This window comes from Rhodococcus sp. (in: high G+C Gram-positive bacteria), from assembly GCF_049286785.1.
Taxonomy (GTDB): Bacteria; Actinomycetota; Actinomycetes; order Mycobacteriales; family Mycobacteriaceae; genus Rhodococcus_F.
This window is the reverse complement of sequence record NZ_JBAQEO010000188.1, coordinates 1-19,608: the sequence shown is the minus strand read 5'-3', so window position 1 is coordinate 19,608 and position 19,608 is coordinate 1. Positions and strand designations below refer to the sequence as shown.

The window sequence follows — 19,608 nt, the reverse complement described above, 5'->3', positions numbered from 1 at the left end:
TCCGGAAGGAGCTCGCATGACCGTCACATCAGACCAGGCGACAACCACTGCGTCGGCCGCGGAGCCGCTCACGCAGGAAGAGACCATTGCCTCGCTCGGGCAGTACGGGTACGGCTGGTCCGATTCCGACGTGGCAGGCGCCGGCGCCAAGCGCGGTCTGTCGGAGGACGTCGTGCGCGACATCTCGTCGAAGAAGAGTGAGCCCGACTGGATGCTCGACGTCCGTCTGCGCGCGCTGAAGACCTTCGACAAGAAGCCGATGCCGAACTGGGGTTCCAACCTCGAGGGAATCGACTTCGACAACATCAAGTACTTCGTGCGCTCGTCCGAGAAGCAGGCAGAGAGCTGGGAAGACCTGCCCGAGGACATCAAGAACACGTACGACAGGCTGGGCATCCCGGAGGCGGAGAAGCAGCGCCTCGTCGCCGGTGTCGCCGCGCAGTACGAGTCCGAGGTGGTGTACCACTCGATCCGTGAGGATCTCGAGAAGCAGGGCGTCATCTTCCTGGACACCGACACCGGGCTGAAGCAGCATCCGGAGTTGTTCCGTGAGTACTTCGGAACGGTCATCCCTGCCGGTGACAACAAGTTCTCCGCGCTCAATACGGCGGTGTGGTCGGGTGGTTCGTTCATCTACGTCCCGCCGGGCGTCCATGTGGATATCCCGTTGCAAGCGTACTTCCGTATCAACACCGAGAACATGGGTCAGTTCGAGCGGACCTTGATCATCGTGGACGAGGGCGCGTCCGTGCACTACGTCGAGGGTTGCACCGCGCCGATCTACAAGTCGGACTCCCTTCACTCCGCGGTGGTCGAGATCATCGTGAAGAAGGGCGGCCACTGCCGTTACACCACCATCCAGAACTGGTCGAACAACGTCTACAACCTCGTCACCAAGCGCACCAAGGTGGAGGCCGGCGGTTCGATGGAGTGGATCGACGGCAACATCGGTTCCAAGGTCACCATGAAGTACCCCGCGGTGTGGCTGATGGGCGAGCACGCCCGCGGCGAGGTTCTCTCGGTGGCGTTCGCCGGTGAGGGACAGCACCAGGACACCGGTGCCAAGATGCTCCACCTCGCGCCGCACACCTCGTCCACCATCGTCAGCAAGTCGGTTGCCCGCGGCGGTGGCCGGGCGTCGTACCGCGGACTCGTCCAGGTCAACAAGGGCGCCCACGGTTCCAAGTCCACGGTCAAGTGTGACGCCCTGCTGGTCGATCAGATCAGCAGGTCGGACACCTACCCGTATGTCGACATCCGCGAGGACGATGTCACGATGGGCCACGAGGCCACCGTCTCGAAGGTGAGCGACGACCAGTTGTTCTACCTGATGAGCCGCGGCCTCACCGAGGACGAGGCAATGGCGACCGTGGTCCGTGGATTCGTCGAGCCGATCGCCAAGGAACTCCCGATGGAGTACGCGCTCGAACTCAACCGCCTGATCGAACTGCAGATGGAAGGGGCGGTGGGTTAGTGACCACGCCAGAAACTGGTGCTCAGAAGCTCGGTGTCGCGGGAGCAGTTGCGGGAGAGAACCCCCGCATCGTGAAAACCGCCACCGGTTCGCCGATCACGAACAAGGGTGAGGTGTTCACCTCGTTCGATGTCAATGCCTTCGAGGTTCCGGGTGGGCGCGACGAAGTGTGGCGGTTCACGCCGCTGCGCCGCCTCCGCGGACTTCACGACGGGACGGCCGTGGCCGACGGTGCGATCACCGTCGATGTCGCCGCCCCCGAGTTGGTGCGCGTCGAGACGGTCGGTCGTGACGACGAGCGGCTCGGCAAGGCGGGTGTCCCGGCCGATCGTATTGCCGCCCAGGCCTATTCGTCGTTCAAGACGGCCACCGTTCTGACCGTGGAACGTGAGGTCGAGGTCGAGGGCGCCGTCAGCATCACCGTCACCGGTCCCGGCGAGGGCAAGGTGGCGTTCGGCCATCTGCAGATTCGTCTCGAACCCTTCGCCAAGGCGACGGTCGTTCTCGATCAGCGGGGCAGCGGAACCTACGCGGAGAACGTCGAGTTCGTCCTCGGTGACAGCGCCCACCTCACCGTGGTCGCCGTCCAGGACTGGGCCGACGACGCGGTTCACGTCGCGGCGCATCATGCGCGGCTGGGACGGGACGCGGTGCTGCGCCACACTGCGATCAGCCTCGGTGGAGACCTCGTCCGCCTGTCCGCGACCGTCAAGTACGACGGGCCGGGCGGCGACGCCGAGCTGCTGGGCCTCTACTTCGCCGACGCCGGTCAGCACCTCGAGCAGCGACTGCTGGTGGATCATTCACAGCCGCACTGCAAGTCGAACGTCGTCTACAAGGGTGCACTGCAGGGCGACCCCGATTCGGGCAGGCCCGACGCCCACACCGTGTGGATCGGCGACGTTCTGATCCGGGCCGAGGCCGAAGGGACCGACACGTTCGAGCTCAACCGAAACCTCGTGCTCACCGACGGCGCCCGCGCCGACTCGGTTCCCAACCTCGAGATCGAGACCGGTGAGATCGTGGGCGCCGGTCACGCCAGCGCCACCGGACGCTTCGACGACGAACAGCTGTTCTACCTGCGCGCCCGTGGAATTCCCGAAGACCAGGCGAGGCGACTTGTCGTGCGGGGCTTCTTCCACGAGATCATCAATAAGATCGCGGTCGCCGAAATTCGCGAACGCCTCGAGGCCGCCGTCGAAACCGAACTCGCCGCGGTCGGCGTCTGATCGGGCCGCGCAGTCAACTACCTCCCATTTTCCCGAAGGAACATAATGTCTACCCCTGAATCGACTACCACTGAATCGTCCATCCCCGACGTGTCCGTGCTGGAGATCAAGGATCTCCATGTCGACGTCGCGAATACCGACGAGAACGCCGAGCCGATCGACATCCTCAAGGGTGTGAACCTCACGGTCCGCTCCGGCGAGACCCACGCGATCATGGGCCCCAACGGTTCCGGCAAGTCGACGCTGTCCTACGCGATCGCCGGCCACCCCAAGTACCGGGTGACATCGGGAACCATCACCCTCAACGGTGAGAACGTACTCGAGATGAGCGTCGACGAACGCGCCCGTGCGGGTCTATTCCTCGCGATGCAGTACCCGGTCGAGGTGCCCGGCGTGTCGATGTCCAACTTCCTGCGTACCGCGGCCACAGCCGTGCGAGGTGAGGCACCGAAGCTGCGTCATTGGGTGAAAGAAGTCAAGCAAGCACTGACCGAACTCGACATCGACCCCTCGTTCGGTGAGCGCAGTGTCAACGAAGGTTTCTCCGGCGGTGAGAAGAAGCGCCACGAGATCCTGCAGCTCGGTCTCCTCCGGCCGAAGATCGCCATCCTCGACGAAACGGACTCCGGTCTCGACGTCGACGCGCTCCGTGTCGTCTCCGAGGGCGTCAACCGCTACAAGGAGCGCGAGAACGGCGGCATCCTGCTGATCACGCACTACACCCGCATCCTGCGGTACATCAAGCCCGACTACGTGCACGTGTTCGTCGGCGGTCGCGTTGTCGAGTCCGGCGGCCCGGAGCTCGCCGACGAACTCGAAGCGAGCGGGTACGAGCGCTTCACCCAGGCCACCGCGACACAGGGAGCGTAAACACAGATGACCACCTCGGTGCGTGCACTCGACGTCACCCGGATCCGGGAGGACTTCCCGATCCTGGCGCGGACGGTGCGCGACGGAAAGCCGCTGGTGTACCTCGATTCCGGAGCCACTTCGCAGCGGCCGGTTCAGGTACTCGACGCCGAGCGCGATTTCCTGACCACGTGTAACGCCGCGGTTCACCGCGGCGCACACCAGCTCGCCGAGGAAGCGACCGACGCCTACGAGAAGGCGCGGGCAGCCATCGCCGGCTTCGTCGGTGCCGAGGCCGATGAGCTGGTCTTCACCAAGAACGCCACGGAGTCGCTCAACCTGGTCACTCACGTTCTCGGTGACGAGCGATTCGAGCGGCACGTGGGCCCCGGTGACGAGATCGTCATCACCGAGCTCGAACATCACGCGAACCTCGTTCCGTGGCAAGAACTCGCGCGTCGGACCGGTGCGACTCTGCGCTGGTACGGCGTCACCGACGACGGTCGCATCGACCTGGATTCGCTGGAACTGACGGACGCCGTCAAGGTCGTCTCGTTCACGCACCAGTCCAACGTGACCGGTGCGGTCAGCCCGGTCGAGGAACTGGTGCGGCGCGCGAAGGCTGTCGGGGCGCTGGTCGTCCTCGATGCCTGCCAATCGGTACCCCACATGGTGGTCGACTTCCATGCGCTGGGCGTGGACTACGCGGCGTTCTCGGGTCACAAGATGCTCGGTCCGTCCGGTGTGGGCGTTCTCTATGGGCGCCGGGAACTGCTGGGCGCGATGCCCCCGTTCATCACCGGCGGATCGATGATCGAGACCGTCACGATGGAGAGCACGACCTACGCACCTCCGCCGCAGCGATTCGAGGCGGGTGTTCCGATGACCTCGCAGGTCATCGGGCTCGCGGCCGCGGTCCGCTATCTCGAGAACATCGGGATGGACGCCGTTGCGGCACATGAGCACACACTGGTCGAAGCGGCACTTGCGGCACTCGCGGACATCGAAGGGGTGCGGGTCATCGGTCCCGCCACGACCGAGAAACGTGGCGGCGCTGTGTCTTTCGTCGTCGACGGCATCCACGCCCACGATCTCGGCCAGATTCTCGACGACGAGGGTGTGGCCATCCGCGTCGGTCATCACTGCGCATGGCCCCTGCACCGGAGGTTCGGTGTCGCGGCCACCGCCAGGGCCTCGTTCGCCCTGTACAACACGGTGGACGAAGTGGAGATTCTGGCGAAGGCGATACGGCGGGCCCAGGAGTTCTTCGGGGCCGGCGAAGCAGGGAGTGCATAGTGCGAATGGAACAGATGTACCAGGAAGTGATCCTCGATCACTACAAGCACCCGCACGGCCGCGGCCTCCGCGAACCGTACGGCGCCGAGGTACACCACGTGAATCCCACCTGTGGTGACGAGGTCACGCTGCGGGTGCAGATCGCCGACGACGGAACGGTAGCCGACGTGTCGTACGACGGGCAGGGCTGTTCGATCAGCCAGGCATCCACCTCGGTCCTCACTGACCAGGTGGTGGGCATGCCCGTCGAACAGGCGTTGCGGACGGTTGCGGCCTTCAGCGAGATGGTGGGCAGCCGCGGATCCGTCGAAGGAGACGAAGACGTCCTCGGCGACGGAATCGCCTTCGCCGGCGTTTCGAAGTACCCGGCTCGCGTCAAGTGCGCGCTGCTGGGATGGATGGCATTCAAGGATGCCGTTGTTCAGATCGTGGACGGCGCACCTGCGGGAATCGGAGGACAGGCATCATGAGCGAGACACAAGCAGCACAGGAGTCCGAGGTGACCGCCCCGGTGAACCCGAACCCCGATTCCACTGCGGAATTCGGTGCCGCACAAGGTTCCGGAACTCTTCCGGATCCGGAACGACTCGACGAACTCGAAGAAGCCATGCGCGACGTCGTCGACCCCGAACTGGGTATCAATGTCGTCGACCTCGGTCTTGTCTACGGGATCTTCGAGGACGACGGAGTCGTCACCATCGACATGACGTTGACATCTGCGGCATGTCCGCTCACTGATGTGATCGAAGATCAGGCGCGCGGCGCATTGGTTCGCAGTGATCTGTGTGTCGACATGAGGATCAACTGGGTCTGGCTACCGCCGTGGGGACCGGACAAGATCACCGAGGACGGCCGCGAGCAGCTGAGGGCACTCGGCTTCACGGTCTGACGCACGCATCACCCTCCATGTCCGGAAGGGGCCCAGCGAGATCTTGCTCGCCGGGCCCCTTCCGTGTTTCTGGGGGCAGCGCATCAGGTACGCTCCGTGGAAGTTAACGGAGATTCGCATATGATCCGGATTGTCGAAAGAGGGTGTCCCATGCGAGCCAACGCTGCGGTGCTGGACGAGGTGAACGGCACGCTGCACCGGCGTCCGGTTTCGATCGAGGATCTCCGCTCGCACGAGGTCCTGGTACGGATGGCAGGTGTCGGCATCTGCCATACCGACCTCACGGCGATGTCCGGCGGGGTCCCGCTCCGGTTTCCGACGGTTCTCGGGCACGAAGGGGCGGGTGTCGTCGTCGCGACGGGCCCGGACTCACAGGAATTGTCGGTGGGGGACCATGTGGTTCTCAGTTTCGATTCTTGTCGCGACTGCGTGAAGTGTCGGCGCGGCAGACCCGCGTACTGCGCCCGGTTCGCCGCTCTCAACTACGGAGGTCTCCGTCCGGACGGGACAGCCACCATGAGGGACGCACACGCCGGTGCGGTGCACGGGAATTGGTTCGGCCAGTCGTCGTTCTCCACGCTGGCGGTCGCGAGCACCCGCAACGCGGTGAAGGTGCCCGTCGATGTTCCTCTTGAACTCCTCGGTCCTCTCGGTTGTGGAATCCAGACCGGGGCAGGTGCAGTGATGGAAGTGATGCGTCCGGAGTCCGGAACGTCGATCGCGGTGTTCGGTGCAGGACCGGTGGGTCTGTCGGCGGTGATGGCTGCCGTCGTCGCGGGGTGCACCTCGGTGATCGCGGTCGATCCTTCGCCGCAACGGCGGGCACTCGCCGAGGCGTTGGGCGCCACCGCGGTTGTCGATCCCGAGGGCCATCCCCGGACTGCCAAGCACATCCGTGAAGTGGCCGGCGGCGGTGTCGACTACTCCGTCGACACCGTCAGCACCGAATCCGTGATCCAACATGCTCTTGCGGTGCTCGACTCGCCTGGCACCTGTGTCACCCTGGGACTGCGGGGACAAAAGAACCCGGTCGCGATCGACCAGTCCCACCTGCTGATGGGACGCACCCTGACGGGTGTGATCGAGGGCGACGTCGATCCGCATCTCTTCGTGCCCCGCCTGATCGATTTGTGGCGAGAGGGACGTTTTCCGTTCGACAAGATGATCACCACATACCCTTTCGCGCAGATCGGCACCGCCATCGCCGATGCGCGCGAAGGACGTGTGGCCAAAGCAGTACTCACCTTCGAGGAGGAAATCTCAGAATGAGCATCCGACAGGATTTCGAGAACTTGCGCCGCCGCGAAGGGCTCATCGATCCCGCTGATCTCGACGCGATGTGGAGCCGTCTGCAGACCGTGCGGATCGAGGAACTGACCGGCCAGTGGCGCGGTTCCGCGTTCGATACCGGGCATCGCACGAGCAAGATTCTCGAGAAGTCGGGCTGGTACGGCAAGCGGTTCGATTCGCCACTCGACGTCCAGCCCCTGATCTGCCGCAATGCCGAGGGCGAGTTGTACTCCGACACCGAGTCCGGGCGGGGCGGGGCGAGCCTCTGGATGGTCGAGTTCCGCGGCGAGAGCACTGCCACCATGGTCTACGACGGCATGGCGGTGTTCGATCACTTCAAGAAGGTCGACGACGGCACCGTCATGGGCATCATGAACGGCAAGGGGATAGCGCTCGACGAGGGGAAGCACTTCTACTTCCTGCTCGATCGGGACTGACCTGGCTTCTCGCTCGCGCTACAACATCAAGCTCGCTTACGTTCGGTAGTCCTCGATTTCGAGGCGGTCGATTTCGAGGCTGTCGACTTGGAAGCCGACTTCGTGGCTGCAGCCTTGGTCGGAGCTGTCTTCGCAGGTTTCTTGGCCGGGGCTGCTTTTTTCCCGGCCGCCTCGACACTGCGCTGAAGCGCCGCGACCAGGTCGACCACCTCGGCGTCCGCGCCGACCTTCTCGACCTCTGCAACCGGGATGACCTTCTTTCCACCGGAACTGATCATCTCGTCGAGCAGTTCACGAAGCTGCACCTGATAGTCGTCGGTGAACTCTGTGGGATCGAAATCCTCGGCCATGCTGCCGACGAGTGTCTCGGCCATGGCCAGTTCCTTGGCCTTCGGCTTCTCGACGTTGTCGAGAGAGGGGAACTCGGCGGCGCGTACCTCGTCGGGCCAGAGAAGTGTCTGGATCACGAGCACACCGTCGCGGGATCGCATGGCGGCCAGCCGGGTGCGCTGGCGCAGGGTGAAGTGGACCAGCGCGGTGCGGTCGCTCTCCGCGAGGGCCGTCGCAAGCAGCACATAGGCTTTGGGCGAGCTGGAGTCGGGCTCGAGGAAATAACTCTTTTCGAAAAGAATGGGATCGATCTGTTCGGTCGGCACGAACTGCAGCACCGGAATTTCGTGCTTCTCCGCGGCGGGGAGTTTGGCGAAGTCGTCGTCCGTCAAAACGACGCGGACACCGTCGTCGGACTCGTATGCCTTGTCGATATCGGCGTACTGCACCACGTTGCCGCATTCGGTACACACACGGTTGTACTTGATCCTGCCGCCGTCCTTGGCGTGGACCTGGTGAAACTTGATGTCGTGGTCCTCGGTGGCCGAATAGACCTTGACCGGCACATTGACCAGTCCGAACGCTATCGAACCTTTCCATATCGACCGCATGCGTTCCATAATGGTCTGCTTCTCGGGTTCGCGCGAGAGTTCACGCGACAACTCGCCGAATCGTGGACCGCACGATTACGCGGCGGATATCCGCGTGGGAGCCGAAAAACATCCGTCCCATCGCGGTTGCCGTACCCCGCAGGTTCGTTCGCTCGGACAGGTACGCGGCTTGCAGTTGTGGTGACAAATCGAAGAAATTCTCGAAGAATATCGGAACGTCGCTGGGTTCGAGATTCAGTAGGACGTCGAGGCCGACCGAGCGCAGTGATGCCACCGTCCGGGCACGCCGTGGCCAGAGGGCATCCCGGTCGCCGTCCTGCAGGGCGTGCGCCACGGCTTCGGCTGTCGCGAGCGACGCCGCCACGCTGTACCCGGTGCCGGGATGCATCAGCCCGCCGCGCGCGCCGTACCGCAATGGCATCGCATAGGCACGGCGATCGTTGCCGCGGGGCGGTTCGACTGCGAATCGGACCCGCTCCACGTCCGCGCCCGGAAGCACGGACACACCGCGGTGGTGAAGGCGCCGGTGCAGGCGAGTGGCCAACTCTGCGAGCGGCAGCGGTGGCCGTCCGACGAGACACGTTTCTTCGAGCAGATATCGGTCGTGGCCGCGAGGAATCGCATACAGGAAGGACGGCGGGTCGGATGCGTCGGCACCGTTGTCTGATCGCCAGTCCATGAACAGAGCCTCGTCACCGCCGAGCACCTGTTCGGCGGTGACGGAATCCACGACGACACCATAGGCGGTTTGCTGAGCGAGATCAGGACTGTCACCGGTGCCGCGTGCGTCGACGACTACCCGTGCTTCGATGATTGCACCGTCGGCAAGTCGCACCCGGGTAGGGGAGAGGTCAATCGCTCTACCTGCGACAACAGTTCCGGATTCACTCTCGAGTATTGACTGCAGTTGCGATGTATTCAACACGCAATAGCTGCGCTCTATCGTTTGCCGCCGTGTCGTCCATGCGGACGGTCGGGTGATCGTGCAGGCGACCGACTCTCGAGGGAGCCAGTCTGGCAGTTCGTCGGCCCAGGCGGCGTAGGTGGCGGTCCACCTTCGCTGGGGGTGGGGGTCGACCGACACCACGGACAGTCCGAGGGTTGTCGCACGGTGGGCGAGTGCCCGGCCGGCCGGGCCGAGTCCCACGATCGCGACGTCCCAGATGGGTGGTCGAGGTAAGGCCGTCACATGACCAGCCTGTCATGTCGCGCATCCGTCGAGAATCCGATTCCGAATCGGAATCGGACGGAATGCATTGAATTCGCGAATATCCGCCTGGATCCGACACCTCGACGACAAGGGGAGGGTCGGCCGTCGGCTCGCGTTTTCCCGGAGGAGACCTTCTTGCGGGGGAGGGGACCGCCGGAAGGGTCTTGCGGAGCGACAGACGGGGAGTTCGGGGCTCCTGGCGTGGGACCTCCGACGGCCGACGAAGGCAGGTGCATTGTCGCCGCCGCGGTCGAAGCGCCCGCGAACCACGCGTTCGGATATCCCAGTCCTACTACAGCAGTTGAGTCGGCCCCAGACGGAACACCACAAAATACAGAACTATTCACTCCTCCGCCAGCGAACCGACACGACACAGTTCCGGCAAACATCTCCCCACCGCACGAACCCTTTTCTGGATCGCAATGACAGACGGGCGAAGAATTTTCTCGGCCGGACCGGACCGCCGAGGCGCAACGTTAGCGGGATCACTGGCAGCCGAGCGTTGGCACGTCGTTGTTCACGGTAAAATGAAGGTTTCGTGTGCCGTGTGCACATCCTTTCGCTTCATTGCGCGACGCTTTCCCGAGGAGTTCTTGTTGATTACCGCTACCGACCTGGAAGTCCGAGCCGGTGTGCGGACCTTGCTGTCTGCCCCCGGACCGGCTTTGCGGGTACAGCCCGGCGACCGCATCGGGCTGGTCGGCCGCAACGGTGCGGGAAAGACGACCACCCTGCGCATCCTTGCGGGGGAGGGCGAGCCGTACGCCGGGTCCGTCGTACGGACGGGCGACCTGGGCTATCTGCCGCAGGACCCCAAGGAGGGCGACCTCGACATGCTCGCGAAGGATCGTGTGCTTTCTGCCCGGGGGCTCGATGCGCTTCTGCGTGACATGGAGAAGCAGCAAATCCTGATGGCCGAGGTGGTCGACGACGCGGAACGGGACAAGGCCATCCGTAAGTACGGCAACCTCGAGGAACGATTCTCGTCCCTCGGCGGATACGAGGCGGAGAGCGAAGCGGCCCGCATCTGCAACAGCTTGGGCTTGGCCGACCGCATCCTGGGTCAGCAGTTGCATACCCTGTCCGGTGGACAGCGTCGCCGCGTCGAATTGGCCCGTATCCTGTTCGCCGCCTCGGACGGCAGCGGCGGACGTTCCGACACCACGCTCCTGCTCGACGAACCGACCAACCACCTCGACGCCGACTCGATCACGTGGCTACGTGGCTTCCTGCAGAGTCACGACGGTGGGCTCATCGTGATCAGCCACGACGTCGACCTGTTGAACGACGTCGTGAACCGGGTGTGGTTCCTCGACGCGGTGCGCGGTGAGGCAGACGTCTACAACATGGGCTGGAAGAAGTATCTCGACGCGCGTGCGACTGACGAGCAGCGTCGTCGGCGTGAACGCGCCAATGCGGAGAAGAAGGCCGGCGCCCTGCGTACCCAGGCCGCGAAACTCGGTGCCAAGGCCACCAAGGCGGTTGCCGCCCAGAACATGGCGAAGCGTGCCGACAAGTTGATATCGGATCTCGACGCCGAGCGGGTCGCCGACAAGGTTGCCAGGATTCGGTTCCCCGAGCCGGCGGCGTGTGGCAAAACTCCGTTGATGGCCGAGAACCTGACCAAGGTTTACGGCTCACTCGAGATCTTCACCGGGGTGGACCTGGCGATCGATCGCGGTTCCCGGGTGGTCGTCCTGGGACTCAACGGTGCCGGAAAGACCACCCTGTTGCGTATCCTCGGCGGCGTCGAGAAGCCGGATGCGGGCGGTCTCGTTCCCGGGCACGGACTGAAGATCGGCTACTTCGCGCAGGAACACGACACCCTCGACGACCGGGCGACGGTGTGGGAGAACATCCGGCACGCCGCCCCGGACACCGGGGAACAGGAACTGCGTTCCCTGCTCGGCGCGTTCATGTTCACCGGTCCACAGCTCGAGCAGCCCGCGGGCACGCTGTCCGGTGGTGAGAAGACCCGCCTGGCGCTCGCGGGACTGGTGTCCTCGGCTGCCAACGTTCTGCTGCTCGACGAGCCGACCAACAATCTGGACCCAATCTCGCGTGAGCAGGTGCTCGACGCCCTGCGCAGCTACACCGGCGCTGTCGTCCTCGTCACCCACGATCCGGGTGCGGCCGAAGCGCTGAATCCGGAACGGGTGATCCTGCTGCCGGACGGCACCGAGGATCACTGGTCGCAGGAGTACCTGGAGCTCATCCAGCTCGCCTGAGCGGCCGTTGGTGGCACCGTGGTGACACTTCAGACGTGGAAATCCGCCGCGCTGCGCTCTACCGTGAAATCACCGTCGCTCGTCGACCGGAGGAGTTCATGGCTGACATCGGAGTCTTCGCCAAGAGCGCCCGTATCACCGGGCAGTCGCGCGCGGAGTTACAGGCGCAATTGAAAGCTCGGTACGAGGCGGGGGCGAGCATTCGCTCGCTCGCTCGGGAGATGGGCAGATCGTACGGATTCGTGCGCAACATACTGGCGGAGTCCGAGGTACCGCTCCGGGGGCGAGGTGGAGCACATCGCGGCCGGTCCCGAGCCCCGTCAGTCGCGCCGCCGAACCGATTCCTCGACGAGGTCGAGGACAGCTGACAGGTTGTCACTGGCGTGGCCCGACGCGATCCGGGCGACCAGCCCGTCGAGGACCAGATCGAGGTAACCGATCAGCACGTCGGTAGGCACGTCGTCGCGGAGTCGTCCCGCGGATTTCTGCTGTGTCAGACGCGCAATCGTCGCCTCGGTGAGTTCGGCGGATCGCTGTGACCAGCTGGCCCGGAAATCGGGGTCGTTCCGCAGTCTGCGGGCGATCTCGAGCCTTGTGCCCAGCCAATCGAACTGCTCGGGATCGGCGAGCATGTCCCGCATCACCTGAACGAGGCCTTCTTCGGCCACGACGTCCGCCATCCGCTTGGCGTCCTCGTGCGCCAGCGCCAGGAACAGGCCGTCCTTGTCCTTGAAGTGGTGGAAGATTGCCCCGCGCGACAGTCCCGTCACTTCTTCGAGACGGCGAACGGTGGCACCGTCGTATCCGTATTCCGCGAAGCAGCGGCGGGCGCCGGCCAGAATCTGACTGCGTCGTGCTGCGAGATGGTCTTCACTGACCTTGGGCACTTTCCCGTCCTCGTCTCACACTTGCGTACGCCGAAAGAGCGCACGGCGGACCCAGCTGAGCTGAGTCCGCCGTGCGCGTCGGTCGGCTGGGAACTAGCTCTTGATCATGTTCCGGAGCACGTACTGCAGGATGCCGCCGTTGCGGTAGTAGTCGGCCTCACCGGGCGTGTCGATACGCACGACCGCGTCGAAGACGACCTTCTCACCGTTCTCGCGGGTCGCCGTAACCTTGACGGTCTTCGGCGTGACACCCTCGTTGAGCTTCTCGATGCCCTCGATGTCGAAGACCTCGGTGCCGTTCAGCTTCAACGATGCAGCCGACTCTCCGGCCGGAAACTGCAGCGGCACAACGCCCATACCGATGAGGTTGGAGCGGTGGATGCGCTCGAACGACTCGGTGATGACGGCCTTGACCCCGAGGAGGCTGGTGCCCTTGGCCGCCCAGTCGCGCGACGACCCGGAGCCGTACTCCTTGCCGCCCAGGACGACGAGCGGGATGCCCGCGGCCTGGTAGTTCTGCGAGGCGTCGTAGATGAACGCCTGCGGTCCACCGTCCTGGGTGAAGTCGCGGGTGTAGCCACCGGAGACGTCGTCGAGGAGTTGGTTGCGCAGACGGATGTTCGCGAACGTACCGCGGATCATCACCTCGTGGTTGCCACGTCGTGAGCCGTAGGAGTTGTAGTCCTTACGGTCGATGCCGTTCGCGTCCAGGTACTGCGACGCGGGCGTTCCGGCCTTGATGTTGCCGGCGGGGGAGATGTGGTCCGTGGTGACCGAGTCGCCGAGCAGTGCGAGGACGCGGGCGCCCTTGATGTCGCTGACCGGGGTCGGCTGCTTGGGCATGCCGTCGAAGTACGGTGGCTTCCGCACGTAGGTGGAGTCTTCGGCCCACTCGAAGGTCTTGCCCTCCGGGGTGGGAAGTCCACGCCAGCGCTCGTCGCCCTTGAAGACGTCGGCGTAACCCTTGACGTACATCTCCTGGCTGATCGAGGAGTTGATGGTCTCCTGGATTTCCTGCGAAGAAGGCCAGATGTCCTTCAGGAACACGTCGTTGCCGTCGGTGTCCTTGCCGAGCGCATCGTGCTCGAAGTCGAAGTCCATGGTGCCGGCGAGGGCATACGCGATCACCAGTGGCGGGGACGCGAGGTAGTTCATCTTGACGTCGGGGGAGATGCGTCCCTCGAAGTTGCGGTTACCGGAGAGCACCGCGGTGGCCGTCAGGTCGTTCTCGTTGATGGCCTTGCTGATGGCCTCGTCCAGCGGACCGGAGTTGCCGATGCAGGTGGCGCAGCCGTAACCGACGAGGAAGAAGCCGAGCTTCTCCAGGTAGGGCCACAAACCGGACTTGTTGTAGTAGTCGGTGACGACCTGCGATCCGGGAGCCATCGAGGTCTTGACCCACGGCTTCGCGGACAGGCCCTTCTCGACGGCGTTTCGTGCGAGCAGGGCGGCACCGAGCATCACCGACGGGTTGGAGGTGTTGGTGCACGAGGTGATGGAAGCGATCACGACGGCTCCGTGATCGAGGACGAACTCGCCCTTCTCCTCGGAGATGACCGCGACCGGCTTGCTCGGGCGGCCTTCGGCTCCGTTGGCTGCCGACTGGACATCGACTGCGCCGTCATCCGCGAACGACAGGGCGGCGGGATCGCTCGCGGGGAACGACTCCTCGACGGCCTCGTCGAGCTGTGTGTGGTCCGCCGGGTGATGCTCGTCCACGTAGTTGTGGATGTCCTTGCGGAACGCGCTCTTCGACTCCGACAACAGGATCCGGTCCTGCGGACGCTTCGGGCCTGCGATGGACGGGACCACGTCGCCGAGATCGAGCTCGATGTACTCCGAGTAGTCCGGCTCGTGATCGGGGTTGTGCCAGAGACCCTGTTCCTTGGCGTACGCCTCCACCAGCGCGAGCTGCTCGTCCGTGCGGCCGGTGAGGCGCAGGTAGCTGACGGTCTCGGCGTCGATCGGGAAGATCGCCGCGGTGGAACCGAACTCGGGACTCATGTTGCCCAGGGTTGCGCGGTTCGCGAGCGGTACCTCGGCCACACCCTTGCCGTAGAACTCCACGAACTTGCCGACGACGCCATGCTTACGCAGCATTTCCGTCACGGTCAGGACGACGTCGGTAGCAGTGACGCCGGGCTTGATCTCACCGGTCAGCTTGAAGCCGACGACGCGGGGGATGAGCATGGAGACGGGCTGACCGAGCATGGCTGCCTCGGCCTCGATGCCGCCGACACCCCAGCCGAGCACGCCGAGGCCGTTGACCATGGTGGTGTGCGAGTCCGTGCCGACGCAGGTGTCGGGGTAGGCCTGTCCGTCACGGACCATCACCGTTCGGGCCAGGTGCTCGATGTTGACCTGATGGACGATGCCGGTGCCCGGCGGGACGACCTTGAAGTCGTCGAACGCACCCTGGCCCCAGCGAAGGAACTGGTAGCGCTCGCCGTTGCGCTGGTATTCGATGTCGACGTTGCGCTCGAAGGCGTCGGCGCGGCCGGCGACGTCGATGATGACCGAGTGGTCGATGACCATCTCGGCGGGTGCAAGGGGGTTCACCTTGTCGGGGTCGCCGCCGAGTGCGGTGACCGCTTCGCGCATGGTGGCGAGGTCGACGATGCACGGAACGCCGGTGAAGTCCTGCATGATCACGCGGGCGGGGGTGAACTGGATCTCGACGTTCGGCTCTGCCGACGGATCCCAGTTCGCGATCGCGTTGATGTGGTCGGAGGTGATATTCGCGCCATCTTCGGTGCGAAGCAGGTTCTCGGCGAGAACCTTCAGTGCATAGGGCAATTTCTCGGTGCCGGGCACGGCCGAGAGGCGGAAGATCTCGTAGGAGTTCTCACCGACCTCGAGGGTTCCCTTTGCGCCGAATGAATCAATACTGGTGCTCACGTCAGCTCCACTCGTCTATGAGGGGTGGCCGCCGACGGGGCTGTGTCGACGGCTGGAGGCACTGCGGACACGGCCGTTCCGGGCGCTGTGGTGCTAGCGAGAATGGAGCCGGTGCCGCGGTACCTCGGACAGTCTAACAGTACGCTTGTCCTGTGAGAATGCGGGCCCGGAATCGTCCGCAGCGACAGGGATCGCGGGATCCCCTGCCGTAGTCTGCACGCGAGGCTTACGTACCTACAGCAAACCCGGATGAGAGATGTCTGTCCCTATCGCCACCATGATCCCTTTCAGTGTCGTCCTCCCCTCTGCAGCTGTGGCCCCGGTCGGTACCACGGTGGCCACCCATGCCGCACTGCCGTTGTCCGCAGATCTTCCCGAAGACGTCGACCTGGGGGACGTGATCACAGATCTCGCCGATGACGGGGTGGCCGCTCCCGCACAGGACGTCGCCGATCTCGCGCAGATCGTCGACCGTGCCGGCAACCACGGCATCGAGCTGAGCATCGTGGTTCTCGAGGAGGATCCGGGTCGCGACTCGCAGCTGCGTGACCTTGCGACCGAGGTGGGTGCGGAGGAGGGCGGCACCGTGCTGGTGCTCAGTCCGAGCTGGGTGGGCACGTACAGCGATTCCATCAGCAGGGTCGACCTCGAAGCGGGGCAGGACCGCACGTACACCGGAGATCCCGTGGTCGCGGCCGACAACTTCGTGGACGACCTGGTCGAACCGAGCCTGCCGTGGGCCCTTCTCACCGTGGTCGTCGTCGCCGTCGTCGCGATCGCATCGGCTGTCGTCTACTACGTAAAGGCACGTCGAACCACGCGCCGTGACGACGGTGCCGGCGTGGCGGACGGGGATGGGCAGGACACAGGTCCGGCTGGGCGGTCCGCACCGTGACCGGCGTTCTCGCCTGCTGATTCGTCCGCGTCGGGATTCCATTTCCTTTCCCGCATTTTCCGTGTTGCCGCGAGAGAACGCGCATTCCGTGCGCCCGAAAGGCGCAATTCGCCAATTCCGCTGGTCGAATTACTCATGTGTTATTTGTGACTAAAGTTTCCATGGAGTCCGGAAGTGTCGTACGGTGCAGTTGGCACTCTTGGGGAAGAAGTGTCGCAGCTGGTGATTGGTATCCACAGTGACGGTGGGTCGTGTCCAACGGGCTCGTCGGCACCTGGTAGTCGCCTGCCCGAAATCTCCCCACACGAGTGCGGCGCGGAATGCGTGTCGGTGCGAAACCGAGGGAGAATAGCTGTGAGGCGACAAACGCGACGTGGAATGGGACTCCGTGGCGTCTCCCGCGGCAGGATTCGGACGGTGCGGTTTCTCATCGGACTCGGCATCGTCGGTGCACTGGTGGTGAGCACTCCCGGATTCGCGGCGGCCGTGCCGCCGCCGCCACCGAATCCGTCCGATTCCGAGATCGCCCAGGCAGGCGCGCAGGTCAGCGCGGGGCTCGGTCAGGTCAGCGCCCTCATCAACCAGGTCGCCGCAGCCGACCAGCAACTGGCGCAACTCGACAACGAGGTTGCGATCAAGCGCGAAGACGTGAACCGGGCATTGGTGGACCTGCAGAACGCCCGCAGCGCCGCGGACCTCGCCGCGAGCGTGGTCAGCGTGTCGCAGCAGGCTCTGCGCGACGCGGGTGCCCAGATCGAACTCGTCCAGAAGGATTTCGACAAATACGCCCGGGCCAGCTACACGCGGGGCATCAACGTCTCGTCATTCTCCACGTACTTCGATGCCAAGGGCCCGGGGGATGTTCTGGACCGGGCTCAGGTGCTGAAACTGCTCGCCTCCAGTCAGAATGCGGTTCTCGAGGGCCTGCAGAGAGCGCGGACCGAGGAGGCCAATCGGGACTCCGCTGCCCGTGAGGCGAAGCAGCGTGCGGATGTGGCGGCCGACCAGGCCGAGTCGAAGAAGTCGCAGGCCCAGGAAGCTATCGCGATCGCGCGGGCGGCGTTGCAGGATCAGGCGGCCGAGAAGGCTCGGATCGAGAGCGAACGGGCTTCCTCGCAGGCGCAGCTCGAACAGGCCCGGGGCAACGTGGCTGGTCTTCAGGGGCAGCGAGAAGCATACGCGACGTGGGACGAGCAGCGCCGCGCCGAAGAGGCACAGAAGGTCGCGATGGCGGCCGCGGCCAAGGAGGCTGCAGCGCAGGCCGCAGCCCGGGTGGCGGCGAATCAGGCGGCTCGGGATCGCGCCGCAGAGCTCGCCGCGGGGCAGCGGGCCCACACGACCATCGAAGACGACGACAGCGAATCGACGACCCCGAAGTCCACTCCCAAGCCGACGCCCAAGTCGACCCCGAAATCGACCCCGAAATCGACCCCGAAATCGAAGCAGTCGGATGGCGGAGCTCTCACCGGTAGTGCGGCGATCGAGACGGTCATCGACCGCGGCCTGTCTCAGATCGGCGTCGAGTACGCCTGGGGTGGGGGCGACGAGAACGGGCCCACCAAGGGGATTCGTGACGGCGGTGTCGCCGACAGCTACGGCGATTTCAACAAGGTGGGCTTCGACTGCTCCGGTCTGATGATCTACGCGTTCGCCGGGATCGGTATCTCGCTACCGCACTACACCGGCTACCAGTACACCGCGGGTGAGCAGGTTCCGTCGGAGGAGATGAAGCGCGGCGACATGATCTTCTGGGGTCCCAACGCAAGTCAGCACGTCGCCCTCTACCTCGGGGACGGGGAGATGCTGGAGTCTCCGCAGTCTGGATCGACCGTGAAGATATCCCCGGTGCGCTGGGACGGTATGACCCCCTACGCTGTACGGATGGTCTCGTAAACCACGATGTAGGCGTAGTTGTCCGCTCGGCGGACCAAGCTCGGTTGCGGCGGGGGTTGCTTGCACCTGGAATAGTTGAGCAAGTACGTGAATCGGGCGGAACGATCTAGGTGAAAGCGGTGGATTCTTGGTGACCTCACGTGACGATGCGGTATCGGAGGGCGCAGACCGGAAGGAACCGGCCGACACGGCCGTCCCCAACGGTATGCAGGGCGTCGGTAGTTCCGACGGTTCGGGCTCCCGGAACACCGCGAAGCCTGCCGCCTCCGGTCTCACCGCCGACGTGCAGACGTTGGAGCGGGCGATCTACGAGGTCAAGCGTGTGATCGTCGGGCAGGACCGGCTGGTGGAACGAATCCTCGTCGGTCTCCTCGCGAAGGGGCACGTGCTCCTCGAGGGTGTGCCCGGTGTCGCGAAGACGCTGGCCGTCGAGACGTTCGCCAAGGTCGTGGGTGGCTCGTTCTCGCGTGTCCAGTTCACTCCGGACCTGGTGCCCACGGACCTGATAGGTACCCGGATCTACCGGCAGGGCCGCGAAGAGTTCGATACCGAGCTCGGCCCGGTGGTCGCCAACTTCGTGCTCGCCGACGAGATCAACCGTGCGCCGGCGAAGGTGCAGTCGGCTCTGCTCGAGGTGATGGCGGAGCGGCACGTCTCGATCGGCGGCAAGCGCTACCACATGCCCGACCCGTTCCTGGTGATGGCGACGCAGAACCCGATCGAGAACGAGGGTGTGTATCCGCTGCCCGAGGCGCAGCGCGACCGCTTCCTGTTCAAGATTCTCGTCGACTACCCGTCGGTGGAGGAAGAGCGTGAGATCGTCTACCGGATGGGTGTCGCCGTGCCGGAACCGCACCAGGTGCTCGATCCGGAGGAACTCGTCCGGTTGCAGAAGGTGGCGAGCGGAGTGTTCGTCCACCATGCGCTCGTCGACTACACGGTCCGGGTGATCGCCGCGACCCGAACTCCGGCCGACATCGGGTTGGCCGACGTCGACGGCTGGATCGCCTACGGCGCGTCGCCCCGCGCCACCCTGGGCATCATCTCGTCGGCGCGGGCGCTGGCGTTGCTGCGGGGACGCGACTATGTGGTGCCCCAGGATGTTCTGGAGGTCATTCCGGATGTGCTGCGTCACCGGCTCGTGCTCTCGTACGATGCGCTCGCCGACGAGGTGACACCGGACGATGTGATC

17 protein-coding genes are annotated in these 19,608 nt (G+C 64.6%); 13 read left to right on the top strand and 4 right to left on the bottom strand.

Going from position 1 to position 19,608, the window contains the following annotated elements; translation table 11 throughout:
- The first annotated feature begins 16 nt into the window (after nucleotides 1-16).
- The 8 genes from sufB to WAW17_RS07625 all read left to right on the top strand — a co-directional run bounded on the left by sufB (nucleotide 17) and on the right by WAW17_RS07625 (nucleotide 7,464).
- The gene (gene sufB, locus WAW17_RS07660; protein ID WP_422332387.1) at nucleotides 17-1,474 is read left to right on the top strand and encodes a Fe-S cluster assembly protein SufB; all 1,458 of its coding nucleotides are present in this window, start codon (nucleotides 17-19) and stop codon (nucleotides 1,472-1,474) included.
- A complete protein-coding gene (sufD, locus tag WAW17_RS07655; RefSeq protein ID WP_422332386.1) occupies nucleotides 1,474-2,703 on the top strand; it encodes a Fe-S cluster assembly protein SufD in 1,230 nt (409 codons plus the stop codon). The genes sufB and sufD overlap by 1 nt, the downstream gene beginning before the upstream one ends.
- 45 nt (nucleotides 2,704-2,748) lie before the next feature.
- Nucleotides 2,749-3,573: a Fe-S cluster assembly ATPase SufC gene (sufC, locus tag WAW17_RS07650; RefSeq protein WP_422332385.1), complete on the top strand. Its 825-nt coding sequence runs from the start codon at nucleotides 2,749-2,751 to the stop codon at nucleotides 3,571-3,573.
- A 6-nt stretch (nucleotides 3,574-3,579) separates the two neighbouring features.
- Nucleotides 3,580-4,848, top strand: a complete 1,269-nt coding sequence (locus WAW17_RS07645) for a cysteine desulfurase (protein WP_422332384.1) — start codon at nucleotides 3,580-3,582, stop codon at nucleotides 4,846-4,848.
- Nucleotides 4,848-5,318, top strand: a complete 471-nt coding sequence (sufU, locus tag WAW17_RS07640) for a Fe-S cluster assembly sulfur transfer protein SufU (RefSeq protein ID WP_422332383.1) — start codon at nucleotides 4,848-4,850, stop codon at nucleotides 5,316-5,318. Before WAW17_RS07645 ends, sufU begins: the two co-directional genes overlap by 1 nt.
- On the top strand, nucleotides 5,315-5,737 hold the full coding sequence (locus tag WAW17_RS07635; RefSeq protein ID WP_422332382.1) for a metal-sulfur cluster assembly factor: 423 nt from the start codon (nucleotides 5,315-5,317) through the stop codon (nucleotides 5,735-5,737). Before sufU ends, WAW17_RS07635 begins: the two co-directional genes overlap by 4 nt.
- A 150-nt stretch (nucleotides 5,738-5,887) precedes the next feature.
- A complete protein-coding gene (locus WAW17_RS07630; protein WP_422332381.1) occupies nucleotides 5,888-7,006 on the top strand; it encodes an NAD(P)-dependent alcohol dehydrogenase in 1,119 nt (372 codons plus the stop codon).
- On the top strand, nucleotides 7,003-7,464 hold the full coding sequence (locus WAW17_RS07625) for a DUF4334 domain-containing protein (protein WP_422332380.1): 462 nt from the start codon (nucleotides 7,003-7,005) through the stop codon (nucleotides 7,462-7,464). The genes WAW17_RS07630 and WAW17_RS07625 overlap by 4 nt, the downstream gene beginning before the upstream one ends.
- A gap of 26 nt (nucleotides 7,465-7,490) precedes the next feature.
- On the opposite strand, the gene WAW17_RS07620 is transcribed toward WAW17_RS07625, so the two are convergent.
- Complete coding sequence (locus WAW17_RS07620; RefSeq protein WP_422332402.1) at nucleotides 7,491-8,414, bottom strand: Ku protein; 924 nt, start codon at nucleotides 8,412-8,414, stop codon at nucleotides 7,491-7,493.
- 31 nt (nucleotides 8,415-8,445) lie between these two features.
- Nucleotides 8,446-9,594: a lycopene cyclase family protein gene (locus tag WAW17_RS07615; protein ID WP_422332379.1), complete on the bottom strand. Its 1,149-nt coding sequence runs from the start codon at nucleotides 9,592-9,594 to the stop codon at nucleotides 8,446-8,448.
- 617 nt (nucleotides 9,595-10,211) lie between these two features.
- On the opposite strand from WAW17_RS07615, the gene WAW17_RS07610 reads away from it, so the two are divergent.
- Both WAW17_RS07610 and WAW17_RS07605 read left to right on the top strand, forming a co-directional pair.
- Nucleotides 10,212-11,843 (top strand): ABC-F family ATP-binding cassette domain-containing protein, encoded by a 1,632-nt coding sequence (locus WAW17_RS07610; protein ID WP_422332378.1) that lies wholly within the window; start codon nucleotides 10,212-10,214, stop codon nucleotides 11,841-11,843.
- A 98-nt stretch (nucleotides 11,844-11,941) separates the two neighbouring features.
- Nucleotides 11,942-12,211, top strand: a complete 270-nt coding sequence (locus tag WAW17_RS07605) for a helix-turn-helix domain-containing protein (protein ID WP_422332401.1) — start codon at nucleotides 11,942-11,944, stop codon at nucleotides 12,209-12,211.
- Here the strand turns inward: WAW17_RS07605 and WAW17_RS07600 are convergent.
- Nucleotides 12,164-12,730 (bottom strand): TetR/AcrR family transcriptional regulator, encoded by a 567-nt coding sequence (locus WAW17_RS07600; RefSeq protein ID WP_422332377.1) that lies wholly within the window; start codon nucleotides 12,728-12,730, stop codon nucleotides 12,164-12,166. The genes WAW17_RS07605 and WAW17_RS07600 overlap by 48 nt on opposite strands.
- 93 nt (nucleotides 12,731-12,823) lie before the next feature.
- Nucleotides 12,824-15,628, bottom strand: coding sequence for an aconitate hydratase AcnA (gene acnA / locus WAW17_RS07595; protein ID WP_422332376.1), 2,805 nt, complete (start codon nucleotides 15,626-15,628; stop codon nucleotides 12,824-12,826).
- Nucleotides 15,629-15,884: 256 nt separating this feature from the next.
- Here acnA and WAW17_RS07590 point away from each other — a divergent pair, with 256 nt between their 5' ends.
- The 3 genes from WAW17_RS07590 to WAW17_RS07580 all read left to right on the top strand — a co-directional run.
- The gene (locus WAW17_RS07590) at nucleotides 15,885-16,523 is read left to right on the top strand and encodes a DUF6676 family protein (RefSeq protein WP_422332375.1); all 639 of its coding nucleotides are present in this window, start codon (nucleotides 15,885-15,887) and stop codon (nucleotides 16,521-16,523) included.
- A gap of 378 nt (nucleotides 16,524-16,901) precedes the next feature.
- The gene (locus WAW17_RS07585; RefSeq protein ID WP_422332400.1) at nucleotides 16,902-18,416 is read left to right on the top strand and encodes an NlpC/P60 family protein; all 1,515 of its coding nucleotides are present in this window, start codon (nucleotides 16,902-16,904) and stop codon (nucleotides 18,414-18,416) included.
- Nucleotides 18,417-18,621: 205 nt separating this feature from the next.
- Nucleotides 18,622-19,608: AAA family ATPase (locus tag WAW17_RS07580; RefSeq protein WP_422332399.1), on the top strand; the 987-nt coding region annotated here is incomplete at its 3' end.